Source organism: Psychrobacter glacincola (assembly GCF_904846215.1).
Classification (GTDB): domain Bacteria; phylum Pseudomonadota; class Gammaproteobacteria; order Pseudomonadales; family Moraxellaceae; genus Psychrobacter; species Psychrobacter glacincola.
The window spans coordinates 22,846-42,853 of record NZ_CAJGZK010000011.1 but is presented as its reverse complement, the minus strand read 5'-3'; the positions used below and the strand labels follow the sequence as shown (position 1 = coordinate 42,853).

The following is a 20,008-nucleotide window of genomic DNA, read 5'->3' as shown; positions in this document are numbered from 1 at the left end:
CAGAATATTTTTTAGTCTTATTTTGAACAAACTAACTAAATAGCTTTTTATAAAAATTTAAAGGAATAAACAATGACAACAGTGAATAAGCAGTGGCGTTTAAAAGCAAGACCCGTTGGCGAGCCAAGCGCTGAGACTTGGGATTATACCGAGTCAGAACTACCGACTATTTCAGACGGTGAGTTACTGATAAAAATTGAATATATCTCGATGGATCCAGCGATGCGTGGTTGGTTGAACGATGCCAAGTCTTATATACCGCCAGTACAGATTGGTGAGGTGATGCGTGCTGGTACCGTGGGTAAAGTCATTGAAAGCAAGCATGAGACGTTTGCAGTCGGTGATTATGTTGCAGGTCACAATGGCGTACAGTCTTATGCAGTCAGTGATGGCACGGGACTATACAAAGTCGATCCAAACCTTGCACCATTGTCTTATTACTTAGGCGTGCTCGGTATGCCCGGAATGACTGGCTACTTTGGGTTGCTAAAAACGGGTGAGCCAAAAGCTGGCGAGACTGTCGTTGTTTCTGGCGCTGCTGGTGCGGTTGGTGGTTTGGTTGGTCAGATTGCCAAAATCAAAGGCTGCCGAGTCGTTGGTATCGCTGGCGGCTCTGAGAAATGTAAATTCTTAGTCGATGAGTTGGGCTTTGATGCGGCAATCGACTATAAGAATGAAAATGTAAAAAAAGCGTTGAAAGAAACCTGTCCAAAAGGCGTCGATGTCTATTTTGACAATGTTGGTGGCGATATTTTAAATGATGTGCTGACTCAAATTAATCTGCATGCGCGTATCGTGATTTGCGGGGCGATTAGCCAATATAACGCTACTACAGAAGTAAAAGGCCCATCAAACTATTTGTCATTATTGGTCAATCGTGCACGGATGGAAGGCATTGTGGTCTTTGATAATATTAAAGAATATCCGACGGCAATGAAAGATATTGCTGGCTGGATCCAATCAGGTGATATTAAAGTGAAAGATCATATTGTTGAGGGTATCGAGACTTTCCCAGATACGTTGATGATGCTCTTTAACGGTGAAAACTTCGGCAAACTGGTACTTAAGGTAGAGGGATAAATCATGACACTGAACACAAATGGAATTGAGTCAAGTAATCTGGCAGATATGCCAGCATCAAACGTAGCAGGTAAACGCATTTTAATCACCGGCGGTGCATCTGGTATCGGTGCGGCTAGCGCGTTACTGCTGGCCAGTCGCGGCGCTAAAGTCGTGATTGGTGATATGGCAGAAGAGATGGGGGCAGCCGTTGCTAAGCAAGCCCAAGATGCTGGCAATAGTGTTACATTTAAAAAGGTAGATGTTACTAGTGGCGATGAAGTGCGTGCCTTATTTGCCTTTGCCATGGAAACGCTGGGCGGTCTTGATGTGGTGGTGAATAATGCGGGTATTGATCATAAACCGGCGCCGATGCATGAGCTAAGCGATGAGGATTTTGACCGTAATATCGCTGTTAATTTAAAGGGCGTTTGGCATTGTATGCGTGCTGCTGTCACTTGTATGGCACCGAATGGCGGTGGGCATGTGATTAATGTTGCATCAATCGCAGGACTTCGTTCTGCGCCCTTATTGTCAGCTTATAGTGCTGCTAAGCATGGCGTTATGGGTCTGACTAAGTCTGCTGCTCATGAATATGCCCGCGTCAATATTCGCTTCAATGCGATATGTCCAAGCTTTATCGATACACCAATGGTGCAAAATACCATGGCGAAGATGGACGAGCGCGCCCAACAAGCAACGATCAAAGCCAGTCCACTACGCCGTTTAGGTAAAGTCGATGAAGTATCCGGCGCGATTGCTTGGCTGGCTAGTGATGAGAGCAGCTTTATGAATGGTCATGCTTTTACCCTTGATGGCGGAATGTTGGCTTAATATAGGCAGTTTAAAATAAAATAGAGCTATAACAAGTTGCTGCTAGTAGAAATTTTCTTCGCTTGCTGTGTGACTTCGTCACTCCAGAGGCTTCAAAAAATTTATTCTAGCAGCATTGTGTTCTGTTTAAAATGAATCGACTCTACATTTCGTTTAAAGCGTATTAATGATATATAAATATTAAAAATATAAGGAACAACTATGAAAGACTTATTCGATTTAACGGGCAAGATTGCTTTGGTTACTGGTGCTAGTCGTGGTATTGGCGAGTCTATCGCACGCTTGCTAGCGTCAAGAGGCGCGCATGTGATTGTCTCTAGTCGCAAGATTGATGCTTGCCAAGCGGTGGCGGATAGTATCAAAGCTGATGGTCATAAAGCCAGTGCTTTTACTTGTCATGTAGGCGAGATGGCGCAGATTGATGCTATTTTTGAGCATATCAAGAGCGAATTTGGTCAAATCGATATTTTGGTGAATAACGCTGCAGCAAACCCTTATTATGGTCACATTTTAGATACCGATTTAGCCGCTTTTGATAAAACTGTCGAAGTTAATATTCGTGGTTATTTCTTTATGTCGACAGCTGCTGGTAAGATGATGCGCGAGCAGGGCGGCGGCGTAATTTTAAATACTGCCTCGGTCAATGGCTTGGTCGCAGGTGATAAGCAAGGTATTTATTCAATCACCAAAGCTGCTGTCATTAGCATGACCAAAGCTTTCGCCAAAGAATGTGGTCCGTTAAATATTCGCGTCAATGCGTTATTGCCGGGTCTAACCGACACTAAGTTCGCCTCTGCTTTGACGAGCAATGATAAAGTCTTGAAGATGGCATTACATGCGATTCCACTGGGACGCGTGGCTAACCCAGACGAGATGGCTGGCACGGTATTATATCTAGTGTCTGACGCTTCAAGCTATACGACGGGTGCAACGATAGTCGTTGATGGCGGGATGTTGGCTTAGTTAGCGGTTCATCTTCTAAAAGTATAGTTATCTTAAAACCGTATGCTGATAAACAGCATGCGGTTTTTTATTTAGTGATAGTAAGAATTTATATTTAAGAGCGGAGCCAAGCATGTATAGTCAACGAACAATAAAGCCGATACAATAACCATTATGGCATATTCAAAAGATTACCGACAAATGATATTAAGGAAACTAGAAGACGGTCACACCTATCGTCAACTTGCTCTGGAGTATCAAATAAGCACCAGCACCATACAAAGCTGGTGTAAAAACATTGATGGTGTAGAGCGTCAGTTTAAACCAACCAAAATAGATAATAAAGCACTCATACTAGATGTTGAGTTGCATCCTGATGACTATCACTATGAGCGCGCCAGACGTTTCAACTGTAGCGATAGAGGTATATCTAAAGCATTAAAGCGTCTTGGTATTACCCAAAAAAAAGACACTAAACCATCCTAAGGCAGACGCTGAACTAAGAGGCGTGTTTCTTGAGCAATTGCACCAGTTTGAGAAAAATAATAGACCCATTGTATTCTTAGATGAAAGTGGCTTTAAATCTCATGATAACAGGCCTCACGGTTACTCTAACAAAGGACAAAAATGCTTTGGTGAGTATAATTGGCAGTTAAAGAACCAAACTAACGCTATAGGGGCAATTTATAACAATCAATTATTTGCTGTTGGACTTTATGATTGTAGCGTCAACAGTGACGTTTTTCATAGTTGGGTAAGCCAGTTACTACTGCCTAATCTTCCTAAGAACAGTGTTATTGTTATGGATAATGCTACTTTCCATAAAAGACAAGACATACAAGCGCTTATCGAAGATGCAGAACATACCATTTTATGGCTTCCACCTTATAGCCCAGATTTAAACCCTGAGTGAGGATAAAGCAAAGCACTGCTTTGCCCGAGCGCAAGGCGAGAGCTGTGCTCGAGTGGGAGCAAGTCTGGGCTTGGGTGAAACAAAAACGTAAAGAGTGGCGTCTAGATTGTATTGATACTTTGTTCTTTTATTTCCTCTGGCTATGTGACAGTTTTTAAGTTCGTTGACTATATAGTCGATTCATTTTAAAAACGATACAGTGCTGTTGGCTATAAATTTTTTGCAGCCTCTGTCACGCCTGCGAACAGCAAGCAAGAAAAAATTATAGCCAATAGCACGTATTACAATCGTATCGCTTTTACTTTGAACTGACTATATTAGGCCGGCTATTAGGTTGGCTATTAGGTCAGTTAGTGGCAAAGTAGCAAGCAGATGCATAATGCTTTATCATAAACCCCAACTATTAATAATCTACAAAAGCACATTATGATTTTTATCAGCAATGCCATCCGCTTAAATGACAGTGAAGTGGAGATTAGCGCCATACGTGCGCAAGGCGCAGGCGGTCAAAACGTCAATAAAGTCTCCTCTGCGATTCATTTGCGCTTTGATATTCATACTTCTAGTCTGAGTGATGTGAATAAGCAGCGATTGCTCGATAGTAAAGACAGCCGAATTACCAAAGAAGGTGTGCTTATAATTAAAGCGCAGCAATTTCGTACCCAAGAGCGCAATAGAATCGATGCCTTTGAGCGCCTGCAAAGCTTTATCATACAAGCCACTTATGTCAATAAAACTCGCAAGCCTACTAAGCCAAGCAGAAATGCCAAACGTAAGCGTGTGGATCAAAAAACCCAGCGCGGCAAGACAAAAGCATTGCGCGGTAAGGTGGATTTTTAGGTAGAACGTTTTTTAATTTAGCCAAGCCTTCTGCTTAATTCAGGAAAGCGTTTTATCATAAATATCATCAGTAGCAGTGCCATACTAGAAATAGCCGCACCGACATATCCCACGCTTGATATGGAGATATGCGTCACCGCATAACCACCGAACAGCGCACCTGTACCAATCCCCAAGTTAATAATTCCTGAAAACATCGACATCAGCATATCTTGTGCATTGACATCGACCATAATAACCTTGGCTTGCATGGAGATAATTAGTAGCATAAGTGCAGCGCCCCAAAGTAAGGCAATCAAGCTGAGTGCCCAAATAGAGGTCACAGCAATCAATAGCGCAAGCATCGATAGTAATATCAATATCGTCGATATCAGCATCAATCTGGTATTAAAACGATCACCCCAGCAACTGAATATCACACTGCCTACAATCCCTGCGACACCGAACAGTAGCAGTACAAAAGTCGCAGCGTTTTCACTGATGGCACCGACCTGCCGCATAAAAGGCTCGATATAAGAGTAAGCGGTATAGTGTGCAGTAAAGACAATTAAAATCAGCAGATACAGACAGACTAACAATGGATTTTTGAGCAATTCTGGAATTTTTCTAAAAGACCCTTCAAACATACTTGGCAGGGTAGGTAATAGTTTTGCTTGTAGAACGAATACAACAAAAGCAAGCACGCCAATACCGCCAAAGGTTGCGCGCCAGCCAAACCATTGACCAATCACACGCCCTAATGGCACACCAAGTACCATTGCTAATGAGGTTCCAGTCGCCAGCACACTGAGTGCTAATGCTTTTTTGCCTTTGGGTGCCACGCGTATGGCAATCGCCGCCGTGATTGACCAAAATATCGCATGCGACAGTGCAATCCCAACGCGGCTGATGAGGAGTATATCAAAGCTCCACGCAAACACGGATAATATGTGGCTGGCAATAAAAACGGCAAACAAGGCCAAGAGCAAACGTTTACGTTCAAATCGACTGGTCAATAGCATCAGCGGTAACGACATGGCAGCGACAATCCACGCATAGAGCGTTAACATCCAGCCCGTTTCTGCTGTGGTAATAGCGAAGTCTTGCGCGATGTCACTTAACAAGGCAACGGGGACAAATTCGGTGGTATTCATAATGAAGGCACTAACGCCCATCAAAAATACTTGAAAATACTGAGTTCGGCGGGAAACTGAGCTCGCCTCAAAGTTAGGTGTCATAAAATCCAGTATAAAGAAGATGGTAATACAGCAAAATGTGCTTAAAAACGAGGAGTAAGGGCTATCAAGAAATATAAGAATGGAGGGCAAGATACCAAGTCAATGGTATTTATTAAAGAGGTTTTTTGATAATGAGAGTAGGTCGCTATAGTCAGTGAAAAGTAATATCGACACATTATGTACTGCTGGTATCAATTTTTCTTGCTTGCTGTGCCTATGCAGACAGAGGCTGCGAATAATTAACCCCAGCATTACGGTAGCGTTTTTAGAGTATTTTGACGATAGAGCGCACCCAATAACGTAAAAGATAAGCTTAAATAACGTACTTAAAAACCCTCTCAATAGAAAACCGCCAAGCACTTTTTAGTATTTGGCGGTTTTTTTAGGCTAAACATATAAAGTATCAGCAGCTAAGCTTGATTCAAACCGTTTAAAAAGTGCTGCTAACACCGACAAACAAATTCGTTGATTTGTCATCATCACCTTGCGAGTGCGTGACACCAGCATTGGCATTTAATTGACCGAAGCTTTTGGATACACCAAGTGTCATACCAAAATTATCATCGTCGGTCTGTATGATCGGCGTATCAAAGCTGATATTCGCTATCGTATTGAGGCGCGCAGAAGCCGCTTCACGATTATCACTTAACTGCTTTTGATAATGAACATCACCGAATATATTCAGTGTATCGGCTAAGTTATGATTGGCTTTGACACCAAGTTTGCCATAAGTGGTGGTATATTTTTGCTCATCGAACTGCATAGCAATACCAGACATTTCCTGCTCTTTTAGCCCATCCAATCTCACACGGCTAGCCGTTGCACCGATATATGGGGTGATAGCAAGGCTGCTGAGCTGCATCGGATATCCTGCCTGCAAGTTGGCATAGTAACGTTTACCATCAGCATTAGAGTTAAATTCTTGTTTATTGCCGCCAAGTGTGACCGCACGAGTGACATCAACGTCTAGATTACCAAAGCCAACCGCACCATTGATCTGCACACCGCCAAGCTTATCTAAGGTATTGCTATGATAGACACCAAAGCCCACTTCTTCTAAGTCGATATTGCTTAAGCCAGTGCGAACCCCTGAATTCTCAAAATCTTTTTGGGTGATGTTGCCATATAATCCTGTTACCGCATGTGCTGAGTTAGGATGAGCAAAGTCTACGCCCAATAATACTTGGGTATTACTATCGCCTTCAAACCCTGCAATATCTTGATTTTCAAATTCACCGGTTGCCCATAAGTTACGGGCAGGTTTTTGCTCACTGCTTTGGATTTGATTGATGTGAGATTGCAAGCGCTCGCTAGTTGCCAGTCCTGCTGTCGTCGCGATGTGCGGCAATACGCCAATGAGACTAGGCGCGGTCACGACGGCACTGGCATAATCTGCAATCAGCTGGTGCGCACGTCCCGACGGATGGATGCCATCAGCAAAGAAATAGCTTTCATTAGCACCTGGCACGACTAAATTACTTGATCCACATACTAAGGAGCTTGCGGTTGTACAAGCGGGTTGAGTAACATTGGTAAAGCCATAAGCTGTAGGGTTGGCAGTAACTTGTTGTAATAGACTAAAAGTATCGAGCGGTATGATATTTGCGCCAGTAGCGACAGCACCATTGTACATAGATTGATTATATAGATTTGCTAACATAGTACCAGACGATTGGAAACCTGCTCCTGCGGCGATAGCAGTGGGTGTTAGCCCTATATCAGGGATATTAGGTACTAAAATATAGTTTGCGCCATTATTTTTTAAGGTATTGATGGTATCAACCTGACTCTTTACTGCTAAACTAATAATATTGACAGCGCTTGCCGGATTTCCAGTAGCAGCGGCAGCAAGCAAATCGTTTGCGCCTCCCCAGACCACATACAGGCCATTAGGATCAATTTTTTTATTAGCAAGATAACCATTTACTTGAGTATTGACAGAAGCAACAGGTATGTTAACGCCAAAGTCAGTATTAACGATATCCACGCCAGCTCTTGCACCACCAATAGCATAGTTATTGCCAGTTTGAGCGCTACCGACAGTATTGGCAACAGAGGTTGTACCAAGTTGCTCAGCAAATGAGGTCGCCCATACATTATCAGGGTTGGTCGTAAATTGACCTGACTCTTTAATACCCAGCTTGCCTTGGGTAATGGGGCTAAAATAGCCGCCATCGGTCAAGCTATCACCAAAAAATGTCACGCTGCTATAAAGCTCAGCATGGGCTAGGCCTGCCATTGATAGCGAGATGGCAAGCATACTTTTGGTCAATGTTTTAAGTGTTTTAGGGTTAACCATAGCGCGCGAGGTATTACGGAGCATATCGACTTCCTTGTCATTAGTGTAGCGGTTTATTAAGGAAGTGTAACTGCTTTCGAAAATCCTAGCAATCTAATTCCTCGTAAATCCCAATATAAGTTGAATACGCTAACAAGTATAAAAAAGTTAGTCATTGTGCTGTAAATATTGTTTTAAATTAGCGCTCAATCTTCTGAAATATCAAACCCACCGTTGAATGCAATTATTGGCATTGTTATCATGAATGAAGGTGTCGTCACTGCTATTTTTAAAATGATGAAATGATGAAATGATGATATGCCCTAGTGACAAACAACCTTCGCCTCTAAAGCTATTAATCTCAATTCAAATACGAACCATACCTATGACTTCTTCTTATCATCTTCTGTACTCTTTTCGTCGCTGCCCTTATGCCATGCGCGCCCGTCTTGGCATACTGTTTGCCGAGCTGCAAGTAGAGCTGCGAGAGATAACGCTGAAACATAAACCGTCTCAGATGCTAGCGATTAGCCCAAAAGGTACGGTGCCTGTTTTACAACTTGTAGATGGGACGGTGATTGAAGAGAGTAGAGAAATCATGGTATGGGCGCTTGAGCAGCAAGATCCGCAACAGCTTTTGAATGCAGAGATTTTTCATCAAGCAAATGCTTTGATTGATAAAAACGATAACGAGTTTAAATATTGGCTCGATCGCTATAAATATGCCGATCGTTATCTAGAGATGACCCAGACAGAGTATCGACAACGGGGTGAAGGGTTTTTAGAGGTTTTAGAGGCGTTACTGACTAAAAATACTTACCTGTTAGGGAAGAGCATAACGATTGCAGATATCGGCATCATGCCTTTTGTCCGTCAATTCGCTCATGTCGATCGCGATGTTTTTTATAGCTTGCCCTATCCAAATCTGCAGCGATGGCTACAAGACTGGCTTCAGCATTCGCGCTTTTTGCAAGCGATGACTAAGTTTCAGCCGTGGCAAGAAGGGGATGAGGTGGTGATTTTTTGCCAAAATTTTTCTAAAGCATTTGATGAGCGTTAATCCTTTTAAACATTAGGCTCTATATTTATTAAACACGACAGCCTCTAGCTACTTATCTTATTGAATTACTACAAGATTGACAAGATTGATTCACTGGGAATAGGATTAATTGACGATAGTTTTTATCAATGTGTAAAGAAATAATTTGACAATGATGTACGGTTGGCTTATAAGAGATAAACAGTATGGTTGTTCACTAATAAGGGCTTTTTTAGAGTGCCTATTTGCATCAATCAAGCTCATACACATATCAAGGGAAGCGTCTTCTACCCTGATGGTATATCGCAATTTATCTGCACTACTCGTTTTATGGTTTTTAGGCATTCATTGCCCAACTAATGACATTCGCTGACAGCTACTAGGCTGCCACTGTCACTCTAACCTCACCCGCGCACGTGAATGTATTTTCTCATTTTGCTATTGTCAGCCAATTTTCTGACGATTCAGCGATGTATGTCGCGCTGGGCCTATAAAAAAGGTTTCCAATCGCATGACGATTTTATCTTCTATGCCTGTGCATCCGCAGCCAGTCATAGATTCTGGGCATCGTTTTGATGCCAGCCGTCACTGGCCAGCCTCATTAACTCTGGGTTTTGCCGCTTATCCTGAAGCGGATACTCGCATCACCCGCATGAATGTGGCGCGCCACTATGGTCCACTTCGGGTACAGCGCGCTTTTTATCCTGAAGGTCGTGACGGCTGCTGCCATGTGTATCTTTTGCATCCGCCAGGCGGTATTGCCAGCGGTGACTCTCTAACCATCGATGTTACGGTGTCTGAAAACGCTCACGTTTTATTAACCACCCCAGCTGCCAACAAGCTATATCGAGCCGATAGCAATAATGTCGCTTGGACACAGCACACTCATCTTAAAATCGAAGACGGCGCCACGCTTGAATGGCTGCCACAAGAAACCCTTGCTTTTGATGGGTCACGCGGTGAGCAAACGGTGATTATCGATTTGGCGGAAACGGCTAAATGCTTGGGCTGGGAGATTATTGGCCTTGGCCGTCCAGCCAGTGATTTGCCTTATGTCAGCGGTATCATTGAACAGCGCTTTCAGCTGAGCCGAAATGGTCAGCCACTATGGTTAGAGCGCCAAGTCATTGACCCGGCACATCCTCGATTTTTAGGTAAATGGGGACAAGGCGGCGCTACGGTACACGCTACCCTTTGGACTGTCGGACTGAGCGACCCTGCTGAGACCATTACCGAACTACGCGATAAAATAGCTGCCAATCATAATTGGGCGGTGACTTATCGCCGCGGCGTGCTCTTACTGCGCTATTTGGGCATGGAGCGCAATGAAGCATGGGATATATTGCAGCAAGCGAGGGAAATTCTACGCCCAAGATTGATTGGTGTTCAGGCCGTTACACCGCGCATTTGGTTAACCTAATAAATTTGAGCTTTATTTATGCCATATCAGGCATAACACTTTAAAAGCAATAGCAATAAAAAAACGGAGCAAACAATGGAACTAACCCCGAGAGACAAAGACAAATTAATGCTTTTTACCGCTGGGCTTTTAGCAGAGCGCCGTAAGGCAAAAGGATTGAAGTTAAACTATCCAGAAGCAATTGCATTAATAAGCTGTGAGATTATGGAAGGCGCGCGAGAAGGGCGCACGGTGGCAGAGATGATGGGTGCTGGCCGCGAAATCTTAAGCCGAGAGGATGTGATGGAAGGTGTACCTGAGATGATTGAAAGTATTCAGGTCGAAGCCACTTTTTCGGATGGCACCAAACTGGTGACTGTTCATAGTCCTATTATCTAATAAGAGCATAAAGCTTAAGGAGAGCATGATGATTCCGGGTGAATATCAATTAAAGACAGGCGATATTGAACTGTGCGTAGGTCGCGACAGCTTTGTGATTGAAGTGGCCAATACCGGTGATCGCCCTATCCAAGTGGGCTCTCATTATCACTTCGCTGAAACCAATAGCGCACTGAGCTTTGATCGAAAAAAAGCCTATGGCCATCGCCTAGCGATACCTGCTGGCACCGCCACGCGCTTTGAGCCGGGCCAAAAACGTGAGGTGTCGTTGCTGCCTTATGCCGGATTGCGCCGCATATTTGGTTTTAGAGGTGAGGTGATGGGCGCGCTAGATGACAATTCAGATTCGGGAGAGACACGATGAAGATATCTCGCGACGCCTATGCCAATATGTATGGTCCGACCGTTGGCGACCGCCTCCGTTTGGGCGATACCGAGCTTTGGGTCGAGATTGAAAAAGACCATACCCATTATGGTGAAGAGGTGGTATTTGGTGGCGGTAAAGTGATTCGTGATGGTATGGGTCAAAGCCAGCTGTGCTCAGACTCAGTGATGGATACCGTGATTACCAACGTGATTATTATTGATTGGTGGGGCATCGTAAAAGCCGATGTTGGCTTAAAAAATGGTCGTATTGCCGCTATTGGTAAAGCCGGCAACCCAGATACGCAGCCAGATATTGATATTATTATTGGCGCCGGTACTGAAATTATCGCAGGTGAAAACCAAATATTGACTGCAGGCGGGGTAGATACTCATGTGCACTTTATCTGCCCGCAACAAGTAGATGAAGCGTTAATGAGCGGTCTAACCACTATGATTGGCGGTGGTACAGGCCCTGCGACCGGCTCAATGGCTACCACCAATACCCCTGGTCCATGGCATATCGGCAAAATGATGCAAGCGGTAGATGACTTGCCTATTAACATCGGATTTTTGGGTAAGGGCAGTGCCAGTACCCCAGAAGCGCTTGAAGAGCAAGTCAAAGCAGGTGTGATGAGCTTAAAAGTCCATGAAGACTGGGCAGCAACGCCAGCCGCTATTAGCAATGCGCTTGATGTTGCTGACCGTCACGATATTCAGGTAGCGCTACATGCTGATAGTTTAAATGAGTCGGGATTTGTCAAGGATACGCTAGAGGCCTTTAAAAACCGCTGTATCCATTCGTACCATACTGAAGGTGCTGGTGGTGGTCACGCCCCAGACATTATTGTCGCTTGTGGTCAGCCAAATGTCTTACCGTCATCGACCAACCCAACACGTCCGTATACCATCAACACCGTTGACGAGCATCTCGATATGTTGATGGAGTGTCATCACTTAGACCCAAATATTCCTGAAGATGTGGCCTTTGCTGACTCGCGTATCCGCCGTGAGACCATTGCTGCAGAAGACATCTTGCATGATCTTGGTGCTATCTCGATGATTTCATCGGACTCTCAAGCTATGGGCCGTATTGGTGAAGTGGTCTGCCGTACGTGGCAAACTGCGCACAAAATGCGCTTGCAGCGTGGTCTGCTGCCAGAAGATCAAGCGCGTGGTACCGACAATTTCCGAGTAAAACGCTACATTGCCAAATATACCATCAATCCTGCCATCACCCATGGCGTATCACATGAAGTGGGCTCGGTAGAGATTGGCAAAATGGCAGACTTGGTACTATGGCGTCCTAAGTTTTTTGGCGTAAAGCCGTCCATTATTTTAAAAGGCGGCATGATTGCTGGTGCTGCAATGGGTGATCCTAACGCAGCGATTTCGACCCCGCAGCCGGTGCATTATCGCCGTATGTTTGGCGCGTTAGGCCGTGCCGTGTCTGCTACTCGCGTTACCTTTGTTAGCCAAGCCGCCATGGACACAGGTCTTGAAGAAAAACTGGGACTAAAAAGCCGATTTGTCGCGTGTAAAAACGTACGTAGCATGCGTAAAAAAGACATGAAGCTGAATGATTACTGCCCGAACATCACGGTAGATCCAGAAACTTATGAAGTTCATGTAGACGGTGTGCTCTTAACTTGCGAGCCGCTCTCTGAATTGCCATTAGCTCAGCTTTATCATTTGTTTTAAGCCATCTGTTTTAAGCCATCTGTTTTAGGCCATTTGTTTTGAATCGTTTGTAAGGATAATAATATGCTTGAATTAATAAAAAGAATGGATGCTAATGCTTCGGTCGATATTTATGACACCTTGACCTTGCCTTATGAGCTGCGTATCCGTGGCCGTCTAAAAGCAGTCAGCGATAATGACCGTGACGTGGGTTTATTTCTTGATCGAGGCCCTGTGCTTCGTCATGGTGATTTGCTACAAGCCAATAGTGGCGAAGTGATTCAGGTTCTTGCTGCTGATGAGCCAGTAGCTAGCGCTTATATCGAAAGCGGTTTGCCACTCGCTAGACTTTGCTACCACTTAGGTAATCGTCATGTGTCGCTCGCCCTTGGTAGCGATACAGACGGACGTCATTGGGTGCGTTTTCCTCCAGATCATGTGCTTGAAGAGCTGGCGGTACTGTTGGGAGCCGACTTGATACATCATGACGCACCGTTTGATCCTGAGTCTGGTGCTTATGCGCAGGCTGGTCGTGAGCACTCGCACTCAAATAGTCATGCGCATTCTCACTCTCATTCTCATGACCACGACCATTCTGAACACGACGGTCATAACCATGCGCATTGATGAGCCCTCAAATGCTGTTAGCGATCTGGCATTGTTAGGTTTGATGCAATTAATTAGCCCAGCATTACCTATTGGTGCTTTTGCTTGGTCGCAAGGTTTGGAGAGTGCGTTTGAGCTTGGTTGGGTCAATAACGAAGCCCAACTGGGCGAATGGTTAGAAGGTGTATTAGGAGATGGTTTGACGCGTTGTGAGCTGCCTGTCTTAGCGCGTTTACAGAGCTGCTGGGCCAATAACGACAGTGATGGTTTGGCATTTTGGAATGACTGGCTACACGCCAATCGGGAAACGGCGGAGCTGAGCGATGAAGACATGCGTTTGGGTCAAGCATTGATGCGCTTGCTCAACAGTCTAGAGTTGCAGCCACAGACAGCGTTAGGTCATGCAAAGCTACCAAAGGATCCGGGTTATGTCACAGTCTTTGCGTGGACCGCCCATCAAAGGCAGGTGCCCGTACGTCAAGCGCTATTAGGATTTGCTTGGGGCTGGCTGGAAAATCAGCTCGCGGCTGCCTGCAAAGCCCTGCCACTTGGCCATACCGCTGCCCAACGTTTGAACGAGACGTTACGGGCGCAACTGGTGGCGGCAGTCGACAAGGCTTTAACCTTAACTGATGCGCAGTTGGGTCCGATTTTACCCGGTTTAGCACTGGGTAGTGCTCAGCATGAAACTCAATATTCACGATTATTTCGAAGCTAAATTAATGCTTCGTTTTTAGATAAGGAAAATATACATGAAACATTGTTTAAGAGTAGGTGTTGGTGGTCCGGTTGGTTCTGGAAAAACCGCCTTATTACGTCAGTTATGTAGTGCGCTAAAAGATCACTATGACATCGCTGTGGTCACTAACGATATCTATACGCGTGAAGATGCGGATTTTTTATTAAAACATGATGCCTTGCCTGCCGATCGTATTTTGGGCGTAGAAACTGGCGGCTGTCCACATACGGCTATCCGCGAAGATGCCTCGATGAATCTGGCCGCCATTGATGATTTGCAAACGCGCCATCCTAACCTAGAGTTGGTGTTAGTAGAGTCTGGTGGCGATAACTTGGCCGCGACTTTTAGCCCAGAGCTTTCTGATTTGACCTTATATGTCATCGACGTCGCTGCTGGTGACAAAATCCCTCGTAAAGGTGGACCAGGTATTACTAAGTCGGATCTGCTTATTATTAATAAAATTGACATCGCTGAATATGTCCATGCTTCGCTAGATGTGATGGAGCGTGATTCAAAAAAAATGCGTGGAGAACGTCCTTTTATCTTTACCAATCTATATGACGGCGTGGGCGTAGAAGAAATCATTAGCTTTATCTTAAAGCAGGGCATGTTACCTGAGCGTCGTCCTGGAAAACTAAGCGCCAATGCTTAATGCTTAATGGCTCGCATTTAATAATTATAGTCAGTCCTAAATAAAAAAATGCAAATATTATCAATTCTACTGGGGTTAATTTTTCTTGCTTGCTGTGGCTACGCAGAGGCTGCGAATAATCAACTCCAGTAGTTCTGTACTCTTTTAAAAGTGGATCAACTATAAGTAGGCGGACAGTATTTCAAAGTACTGACTAGACCAATTATTCAAATAATAGAAAACAAAAAAATAGGAGAGAAAAATGAACAAAATGACCAAATTGCTGCTGACAGCAGGGCTAATGATGACCGCTACTTTGGCGATTGCCCATCCCGGCCATGGCGAGCAGGTGAGCAATGGTTTCCTTAGCGGCTTACTGCATCCGATGATGGGCCTTGACCACTTATTGGCTATGGGCGCGATTGGTTTTTGGAGTATCCGCCAAAACACCACGATGAAACGTGGCACGCCGTTATTTGTCGTAGGCGGCATGATAGCAGGCGCGAGTCTTGCTTGGGCGGGTGTCAGTTTGGCTGGGATAGAGACCGGTATCGCGATGTCAGTACTGCTGGTTGGTGTACTAATCGCGACGCTTGCAAAACTGCCGACGGCGATTGGTGGCACCTTGGTCGCGCTATTTATGGTCGCCCACGGTTATGCTCACGGTACTGAAATGACACAAGGTTCAAGCTTGCTACTTTATATGGCTGGCTTCGTTGTCGCAACCTTAGCCATTACTTTCGTCGGTCGCGGTCTAGGCACCATGATGCTCAAAGCTGATAACCGTATTACCCGCGCATTAGGCGGCGTGGTTGCTATTATTGGTGGGGTATTGGCTGCTGGCTAATAGGTATTAACCAAGAAATTTGCTCGTTTTGTATAAATCTAAGAAGCCGTAGGGACTTCCTGCGGCTCTTTAGTTTCTCATATTCCTTTTAGCATCGACTCAAGATGTTAAAGCGACAACAGCGGGCTAGATGCCTGCTTCATTAATAAACATATCAACCAGCTTAGTAATTAAGCATATCAACCAGCTTAGTAATTAAGCATATCAAATAGGGACTATCACGATATGAATGATACCATCATAAAACTATCTAGAAACACGGACCGTGCGCCGATTAGCGCAACGTCAACTCAGAGCGTTGCTTTTTCTCATTACAACAATATCTCAGCGCAATTGCCAATTGATCCAAAGACTGGAACATTAGTCGCCGCTGAAATCACAGCACAAGCCAAACAGTGCTTAGACAATATCAAGGCGATTGTAGAAAGTACCGAGCACCTCATGGATAATGTGATTAAAATTACTGTGTTTTTAAAAGATATTGCAGACATGACGGCAGTAGATACTGTCTACCGTACTTTCTTTAGTGACTATCTGCCGACACGTAACGTAGTGATGGTCGCAGAACTGCCTATGAGCGGTGCTTTAGTACAAATGGATGCATTACTTTCAAATGGCGAAGGTACTCACCCGCAAGCACCTTGCGAGCTAGCAAAGGTGGCAAAAAACACCGATAACGCGCCAATCGACTCTCTATCTACGCAGACAGTTGCTTTTTCTCATTACAATAACGTCTCAGCGCAATTACCCATTAACCCTGCTTCAGGGCAAATAATAGCAGGTGGTATCACAGAGCAGACCACGCAGTGCCTAGCCAATATTAAGAAAATATTGACCAGTATTGATGTCGGTGTTGATGACATTGTCAAAATAAATGTTTTTATAACCAATCTGTCTGATATCGCAGCCGTCGATGACGTTTATAGTACTTTTTTCCCAGATACGGCTATTGCCAGAGCCGTTAATTATCTACCAGCGCGCACAGTGACTATGGTTTCAGGGTTGCCTATGGGTGCTTTGGTACAGATTGACGCTGTGCTATCACACGGAGATGGCACACTGCCACAAGCCGTTGAAGATCGACATGGCATTGTGATAAAAGCCAATAATACTGAGCAGGCGCCAAAGCACTCGTTAAGCACGCAGACGGTTGCTTTTTCTCACTATAATCATCTTTCGGGTCAATTACCTATCAATCCTAAAACGAGTAAGCTCATCGGCAGTGATATAAAAGTGCAGAGCAAGCAGTGCTTAGAAAACATCAAAGCCATTGTCGAGAGTATCGATCATAAAATGGACGACATCGTTAAAGTAACTATCCAACTCAAAGACATTAGCGATATTGACACGGTCAATGATATTTATACCACGTTCTTTGATGGTGAGCTGCCTGCCAGAACAGTATTTGGGGTATCAGCAATCCCTATGGATGCATTGATACAAATCGATGCGGTGCTCTCTAATGCCGAAGGTACGCCACCTGTAAGATAATGCTGGGCTGTGACCCTGCAAAGGTTGCTATGGCGGTTGCATGGGGCGATGCATGGACAAATATGATTCAGCCATTCTGGGCATTGCCAGCCTTGGCAATCGCGGGACTCAAAGCCAGAGATATCATGGGTTTTTGTGTGATTGTACTGGTGGTCAGTGGTGTTGTGATTGGTTTAGGGCTATTGTTTTTATAATTAAAAACCAGACTTAGCGTTACAACCTAGCGTTTAGACCTTGCCCGATTGATGGGTAAGGTCTTTTTTTATGAAAATAATTGAAGCGGTATGTCTATCACTGTCTATCTAAAATTGTCCAAATAAGCGACAATACCCGCATAAATTCTAAGCACATATTGAGAAGTTTATATGCGCTTAGAGATGCTCATTATTTTGTTAATAGCAGACATCTATTAAAGCTAACATACACATATAGTCAGGGAAAAGTAATATCGATACATCAAGTACTGCTGATATTAATTTTTCTTGCTTGCTGTGCCTACGCAGACAGAGGCTGTAAAAAATTTATATAAGCAGCACTGTAGCGTTTTTGAGATATTTTAACTATAAAAGGCCGTCCCAAATGACCAATGATAATCCATATAATTTTTTACCGTTCCAGCCTACCGGTAGAAACGAGACTGATACTGCCAATACCTACGCGCCCGAAGACATGATTAAGATATACGAACAGCAGTTTCTCATCCAAGTCTCTGAAGCGCAGCTGACTGAGTTTTTGCCCGCGCTAAAAAGCTTCTATGATATTGATAATCATACTTTAGATGTCAGTGCCATTATTTTCGATGCCATCGCGGATGCCAGTATTATTTATAATCACAAGATCAAAGTAGGGCGCTATCAAATATTAGCAGGGTTAGTAAAAGAGACGATTGAATATGATGAAGACAACAAAAGTGACTCAGGCACTGATGGCATTGACAGCAATGACAGTGAAGAGGCACAAGCTTATACATTAGAGTGTAAGCGTACTTTTTTTATTAACGATATAGAGATGCCTTATTATTTTAATTTATTTATTCAGGGTGATAGCTATTCAACGTTAACCAAACAAGACACCTTGCTAGAGCAGATATATTGGTTCGTAAGTGATGGCGCCGAAGATAACGAGCGCTTAGAGGCTATCAATGCGCAGTTAGCCAGCTTAGGTATTCGAGCAATGGATCTGACGACCATCTATGAGATAGTGAATTATGTAGAAGACAGCATTATAGATGATGCGATGATAGAAACCCTTAATAAATTATTAGATGATGCTGAGTAAGAAGTAAAAATAATACTAAACAGCCAATCAAACTCTATATTCGACTTTGATTGCTAATATTTTCTCTTTCCATAGTTTGCCGAGGAGAGTAAATCATGTCAGGTCATGATCGTCATAGTATTGAAAACAAATCAGCATGGACTGTTTTTCTTATTTTTCTTAGATTGGGTCTCACCTCCTTTGGTGGCCCCGTCGCTCATTTGGGCTATTTTCGTGATGAATTCGTGATACGACGAAAATGGCTCACTGAGAATAGCTATGCTGACTTAGTCGCACTTTGTCAGTTTTTACCAGGACCAGCAAGTAGCCAAGTTGGCATCGCCATAGGGCTATCTCGAGCAGGATATACCGGCGCTCTTGCGGCTTGGACTGGGTTTACTTTGCCCTCTGCCATAGCGCTTATTCTATTTGCCATGGGTATTACCAGTTATGGGGATATTATTCCCTCTGGCGTACTACATGGTTTGAAAGTAGCGGCGGTGGCGGTGGTGGCACAAGCAGTATGGGGTATGGGACGAAATCTTTGTACTGATGTTGCGCGAGTCTCTATCATGGCACTGGCCGCTTGTTTTGTGTTGCTAGTCCCTTCAGCATTAGGTCAAGTGAGCGTCATTGCTAGTGCCGCCATTATTGGGCTGGTATTGTTCAAACCTGAAAAAGTGATTGCTCATGACCCGCTTCCTATTACTGTCAGACGTCGAGCTGGGGTTTTTTGGTTATTCTTATTTTTCTCATTACTAATTGGTTTACCACTGCTGACCGCACTGTACCCAAGCCAAACCCTCTCTATGGTAGACACCTTCTTTCGTGCAGGATCACTCGTATTTGGTGGTGGGCATGTGGTACTGCCACTGTTACAAGCTGAGGTTATTCCGGCAGGTTGGCTCAGTAATGATACTTTCTTGGCAGGTTACGGAGCCACGCAAGCCGTACCAGGGCCTTTATTCACCTTCGCTGCATTTCTTGGGAGTTCGATGAACCAAGCGCCGAGTGGTTGGTTAGGTGGTATGATTTGCTTAATAGCCATCTTTGCGCCATCCTTTTTTTTGGTGATGGGCGCCCTACCATTTTGGGAAGGTTTACGCCAAAATCTGCGGACAAGAGCGGCTCTGTCGGGCATCAATGCAGCGGTCGTCGGTTTGCTATTGGCAGCGCTTTATCACCCTGTATGGACAAGCGCTGTTCTTGAGGCAAAAGATTTTGGTTTAGCTTTAGTTGCTCTAGTTGCCTTGATGTTTTGGAAATTACCTACTTGGCTGGTGGTTATCAGTTGCGGCGCTGCTGGTTGGCTATTGACACTATAGTTAGTCCTAAATAAAAGAAATACAAATGGTATAAAACACTGCTATGGTTAATTTTTCTTGCTTGCTGTGCCTATGCAGACAGAGGCTGTGAATCATTAACCGCAGCAGTGCTGCACTCTTTTAAAAGTGGATCAACTATATAAGATCAC

Annotated in this window: 21 protein-coding genes; 19 read left to right on the top strand and 2 right to left on the bottom strand. The window is 44.3% G+C overall.

The genetic code is table 11. The features are described from left to right. Window positions 1-72: 72 nt before the first annotated feature. From JMW90_RS08000 to arfB, 6 genes are all read left to right on the top strand, one after another. Window positions 73-1,080, top strand: coding sequence for an NADP-dependent oxidoreductase (locus tag JMW90_RS08000; RefSeq protein WP_201562988.1), 1,008 nt, complete (start codon window positions 73-75; stop codon window positions 1,078-1,080). 3 nt (window positions 1,081-1,083) lie between these two features. Further along, a complete protein-coding gene (locus JMW90_RS07995) occupies window positions 1,084-1,893 on the top strand; it encodes an SDR family NAD(P)-dependent oxidoreductase (RefSeq protein WP_201562986.1) in 810 nt (269 codons plus the stop codon). A 201-nt stretch (window positions 1,894-2,094) separates the two neighbouring features. Continuing rightward, window positions 2,095-2,856, top strand: coding sequence for an SDR family oxidoreductase (locus JMW90_RS07990; protein WP_201562984.1), 762 nt, complete (start codon window positions 2,095-2,097; stop codon window positions 2,854-2,856). Window positions 2,857-3,009: 153 nt separating this feature from the next. Then, complete coding sequence (locus tag JMW90_RS07985) at window positions 3,010-3,321, top strand: IS630 transposase-related protein (RefSeq protein WP_201562982.1); 312 nt, start codon at window positions 3,010-3,012, stop codon at window positions 3,319-3,321. Next, window positions 3,284-3,748 carry a transposase gene (locus tag JMW90_RS07980; protein ID WP_201562980.1) on the top strand — a complete coding sequence of 155 codons (465 nt, stop codon included), beginning with the start codon at window positions 3,284-3,286 and terminating at the stop codon, window positions 3,746-3,748. The genes JMW90_RS07985 and JMW90_RS07980 overlap by 38 nt, the downstream gene beginning before the upstream one ends. A gap of 426 nt (window positions 3,749-4,174) precedes the next feature. After that, entirely contained in the window at window positions 4,175-4,588 is a 414-nt protein-coding gene (arfB, locus tag JMW90_RS07975; protein WP_201562978.1) for an alternative ribosome rescue aminoacyl-tRNA hydrolase ArfB, read from the top strand. 17 nt (window positions 4,589-4,605) lie between these two features. Here arfB and JMW90_RS07970 read toward each other — a convergent pair whose 3' ends face one another. Both JMW90_RS07970 and JMW90_RS07965 read right to left on the bottom strand, forming a co-directional pair. Further along, window positions 4,606-5,805, bottom strand: coding sequence for a sugar transporter (locus JMW90_RS07970; RefSeq protein WP_201562976.1), 1,200 nt, complete (start codon window positions 5,803-5,805; stop codon window positions 4,606-4,608). Between the two features lie 430 nt (window positions 5,806-6,235). Then, entirely contained in the window at window positions 6,236-8,128 is a 1,893-nt protein-coding gene (locus tag JMW90_RS07965) for an autotransporter domain-containing protein (RefSeq protein ID WP_201562974.1), read from the bottom strand. A gap of 340 nt (window positions 8,129-8,468) precedes the next feature. Here JMW90_RS07965 and JMW90_RS07960 point away from each other — a divergent pair, with 340 nt between their 5' ends. The 13 genes from JMW90_RS07960 to chrA all read left to right on the top strand — a co-directional run bounded on the left by JMW90_RS07960 (window position 8,469) and on the right by chrA (window position 19,859). After that, a complete protein-coding gene (locus JMW90_RS07960) occupies window positions 8,469-9,143 on the top strand; it encodes a glutathione S-transferase (protein WP_201562972.1) in 675 nt (224 codons plus the stop codon). Window positions 9,144-9,633: 490 nt separating this feature from the next. Next, complete coding sequence (locus JMW90_RS07955) at window positions 9,634-10,542, top strand: urease accessory protein UreD (protein ID WP_201562970.1); 909 nt, start codon at window positions 9,634-9,636, stop codon at window positions 10,540-10,542. Between the two features lie 75 nt (window positions 10,543-10,617). Further along, window positions 10,618-10,920: an urease subunit gamma gene (gene ureA / locus JMW90_RS07950; protein WP_201562968.1), complete on the top strand. Its 303-nt coding sequence runs from the start codon at window positions 10,618-10,620 to the stop codon at window positions 10,918-10,920. A 28-nt stretch (window positions 10,921-10,948) separates the two neighbouring features. Continuing rightward, the gene (locus JMW90_RS07945; RefSeq protein ID WP_181210285.1) at window positions 10,949-11,284 is read left to right on the top strand and encodes an urease subunit beta; all 336 of its coding nucleotides are present in this window, start codon (window positions 10,949-10,951) and stop codon (window positions 11,282-11,284) included. Then, on the top strand, window positions 11,281-12,984 hold the full coding sequence (ureC, locus tag JMW90_RS07940) for an urease subunit alpha (RefSeq protein WP_201562966.1): 1,704 nt from the start codon (window positions 11,281-11,283) through the stop codon (window positions 12,982-12,984). The genes JMW90_RS07945 and ureC overlap by 4 nt, the downstream gene beginning before the upstream one ends. Before the next feature lie 63 nt (window positions 12,985-13,047). After that, window positions 13,048-13,590, top strand: a complete 543-nt coding sequence (gene ureE, locus JMW90_RS07935; protein WP_201562964.1) for an urease accessory protein UreE — start codon at window positions 13,048-13,050, stop codon at window positions 13,588-13,590. Beyond that, on the top strand, window positions 13,580-14,287 hold the full coding sequence (locus JMW90_RS07930; protein ID WP_201562962.1) for an urease accessory protein UreF: 708 nt from the start codon (window positions 13,580-13,582) through the stop codon (window positions 14,285-14,287). The genes ureE and JMW90_RS07930 overlap by 11 nt, the downstream gene beginning before the upstream one ends. Before the next feature lie 34 nt (window positions 14,288-14,321). Next, entirely contained in the window at window positions 14,322-14,960 is a 639-nt protein-coding gene (ureG, locus tag JMW90_RS07925) for an urease accessory protein UreG (protein WP_149489165.1), read from the top strand. A 241-nt stretch (window positions 14,961-15,201) separates the two neighbouring features. Further along, entirely contained in the window at window positions 15,202-15,786 is a 585-nt protein-coding gene (locus tag JMW90_RS07920; protein ID WP_201562960.1) for a HupE/UreJ family protein, read from the top strand. Window positions 15,787-16,011: 225 nt separating this feature from the next. Further along, window positions 16,012-17,277, top strand: coding sequence for a RidA family protein (locus JMW90_RS07915; RefSeq protein WP_201562958.1), 1,266 nt, complete (start codon window positions 16,012-16,014; stop codon window positions 17,275-17,277). Next, window positions 17,277-17,471: a TIGR00366 family protein gene (locus JMW90_RS07910; protein ID WP_265089230.1), complete on the top strand. Its 195-nt coding sequence runs from the start codon at window positions 17,277-17,279 to the stop codon at window positions 17,469-17,471. Before JMW90_RS07915 ends, JMW90_RS07910 begins: the two co-directional genes overlap by 1 nt. 385 nt (window positions 17,472-17,856) lie before the next feature. Then, window positions 17,857-18,555, top strand: a complete 699-nt coding sequence (locus tag JMW90_RS07905) for a hypothetical protein (RefSeq protein WP_201562956.1) — start codon at window positions 17,857-17,859, stop codon at window positions 18,553-18,555. A 95-nt stretch (window positions 18,556-18,650) separates the two neighbouring features. Further along, a complete protein-coding gene (chrA, locus tag JMW90_RS07900; RefSeq protein WP_201562954.1) occupies window positions 18,651-19,859 on the top strand; it encodes a chromate efflux transporter in 1,209 nt (402 codons plus the stop codon). Window positions 19,860-20,008 lie beyond the last annotated feature (149 nt).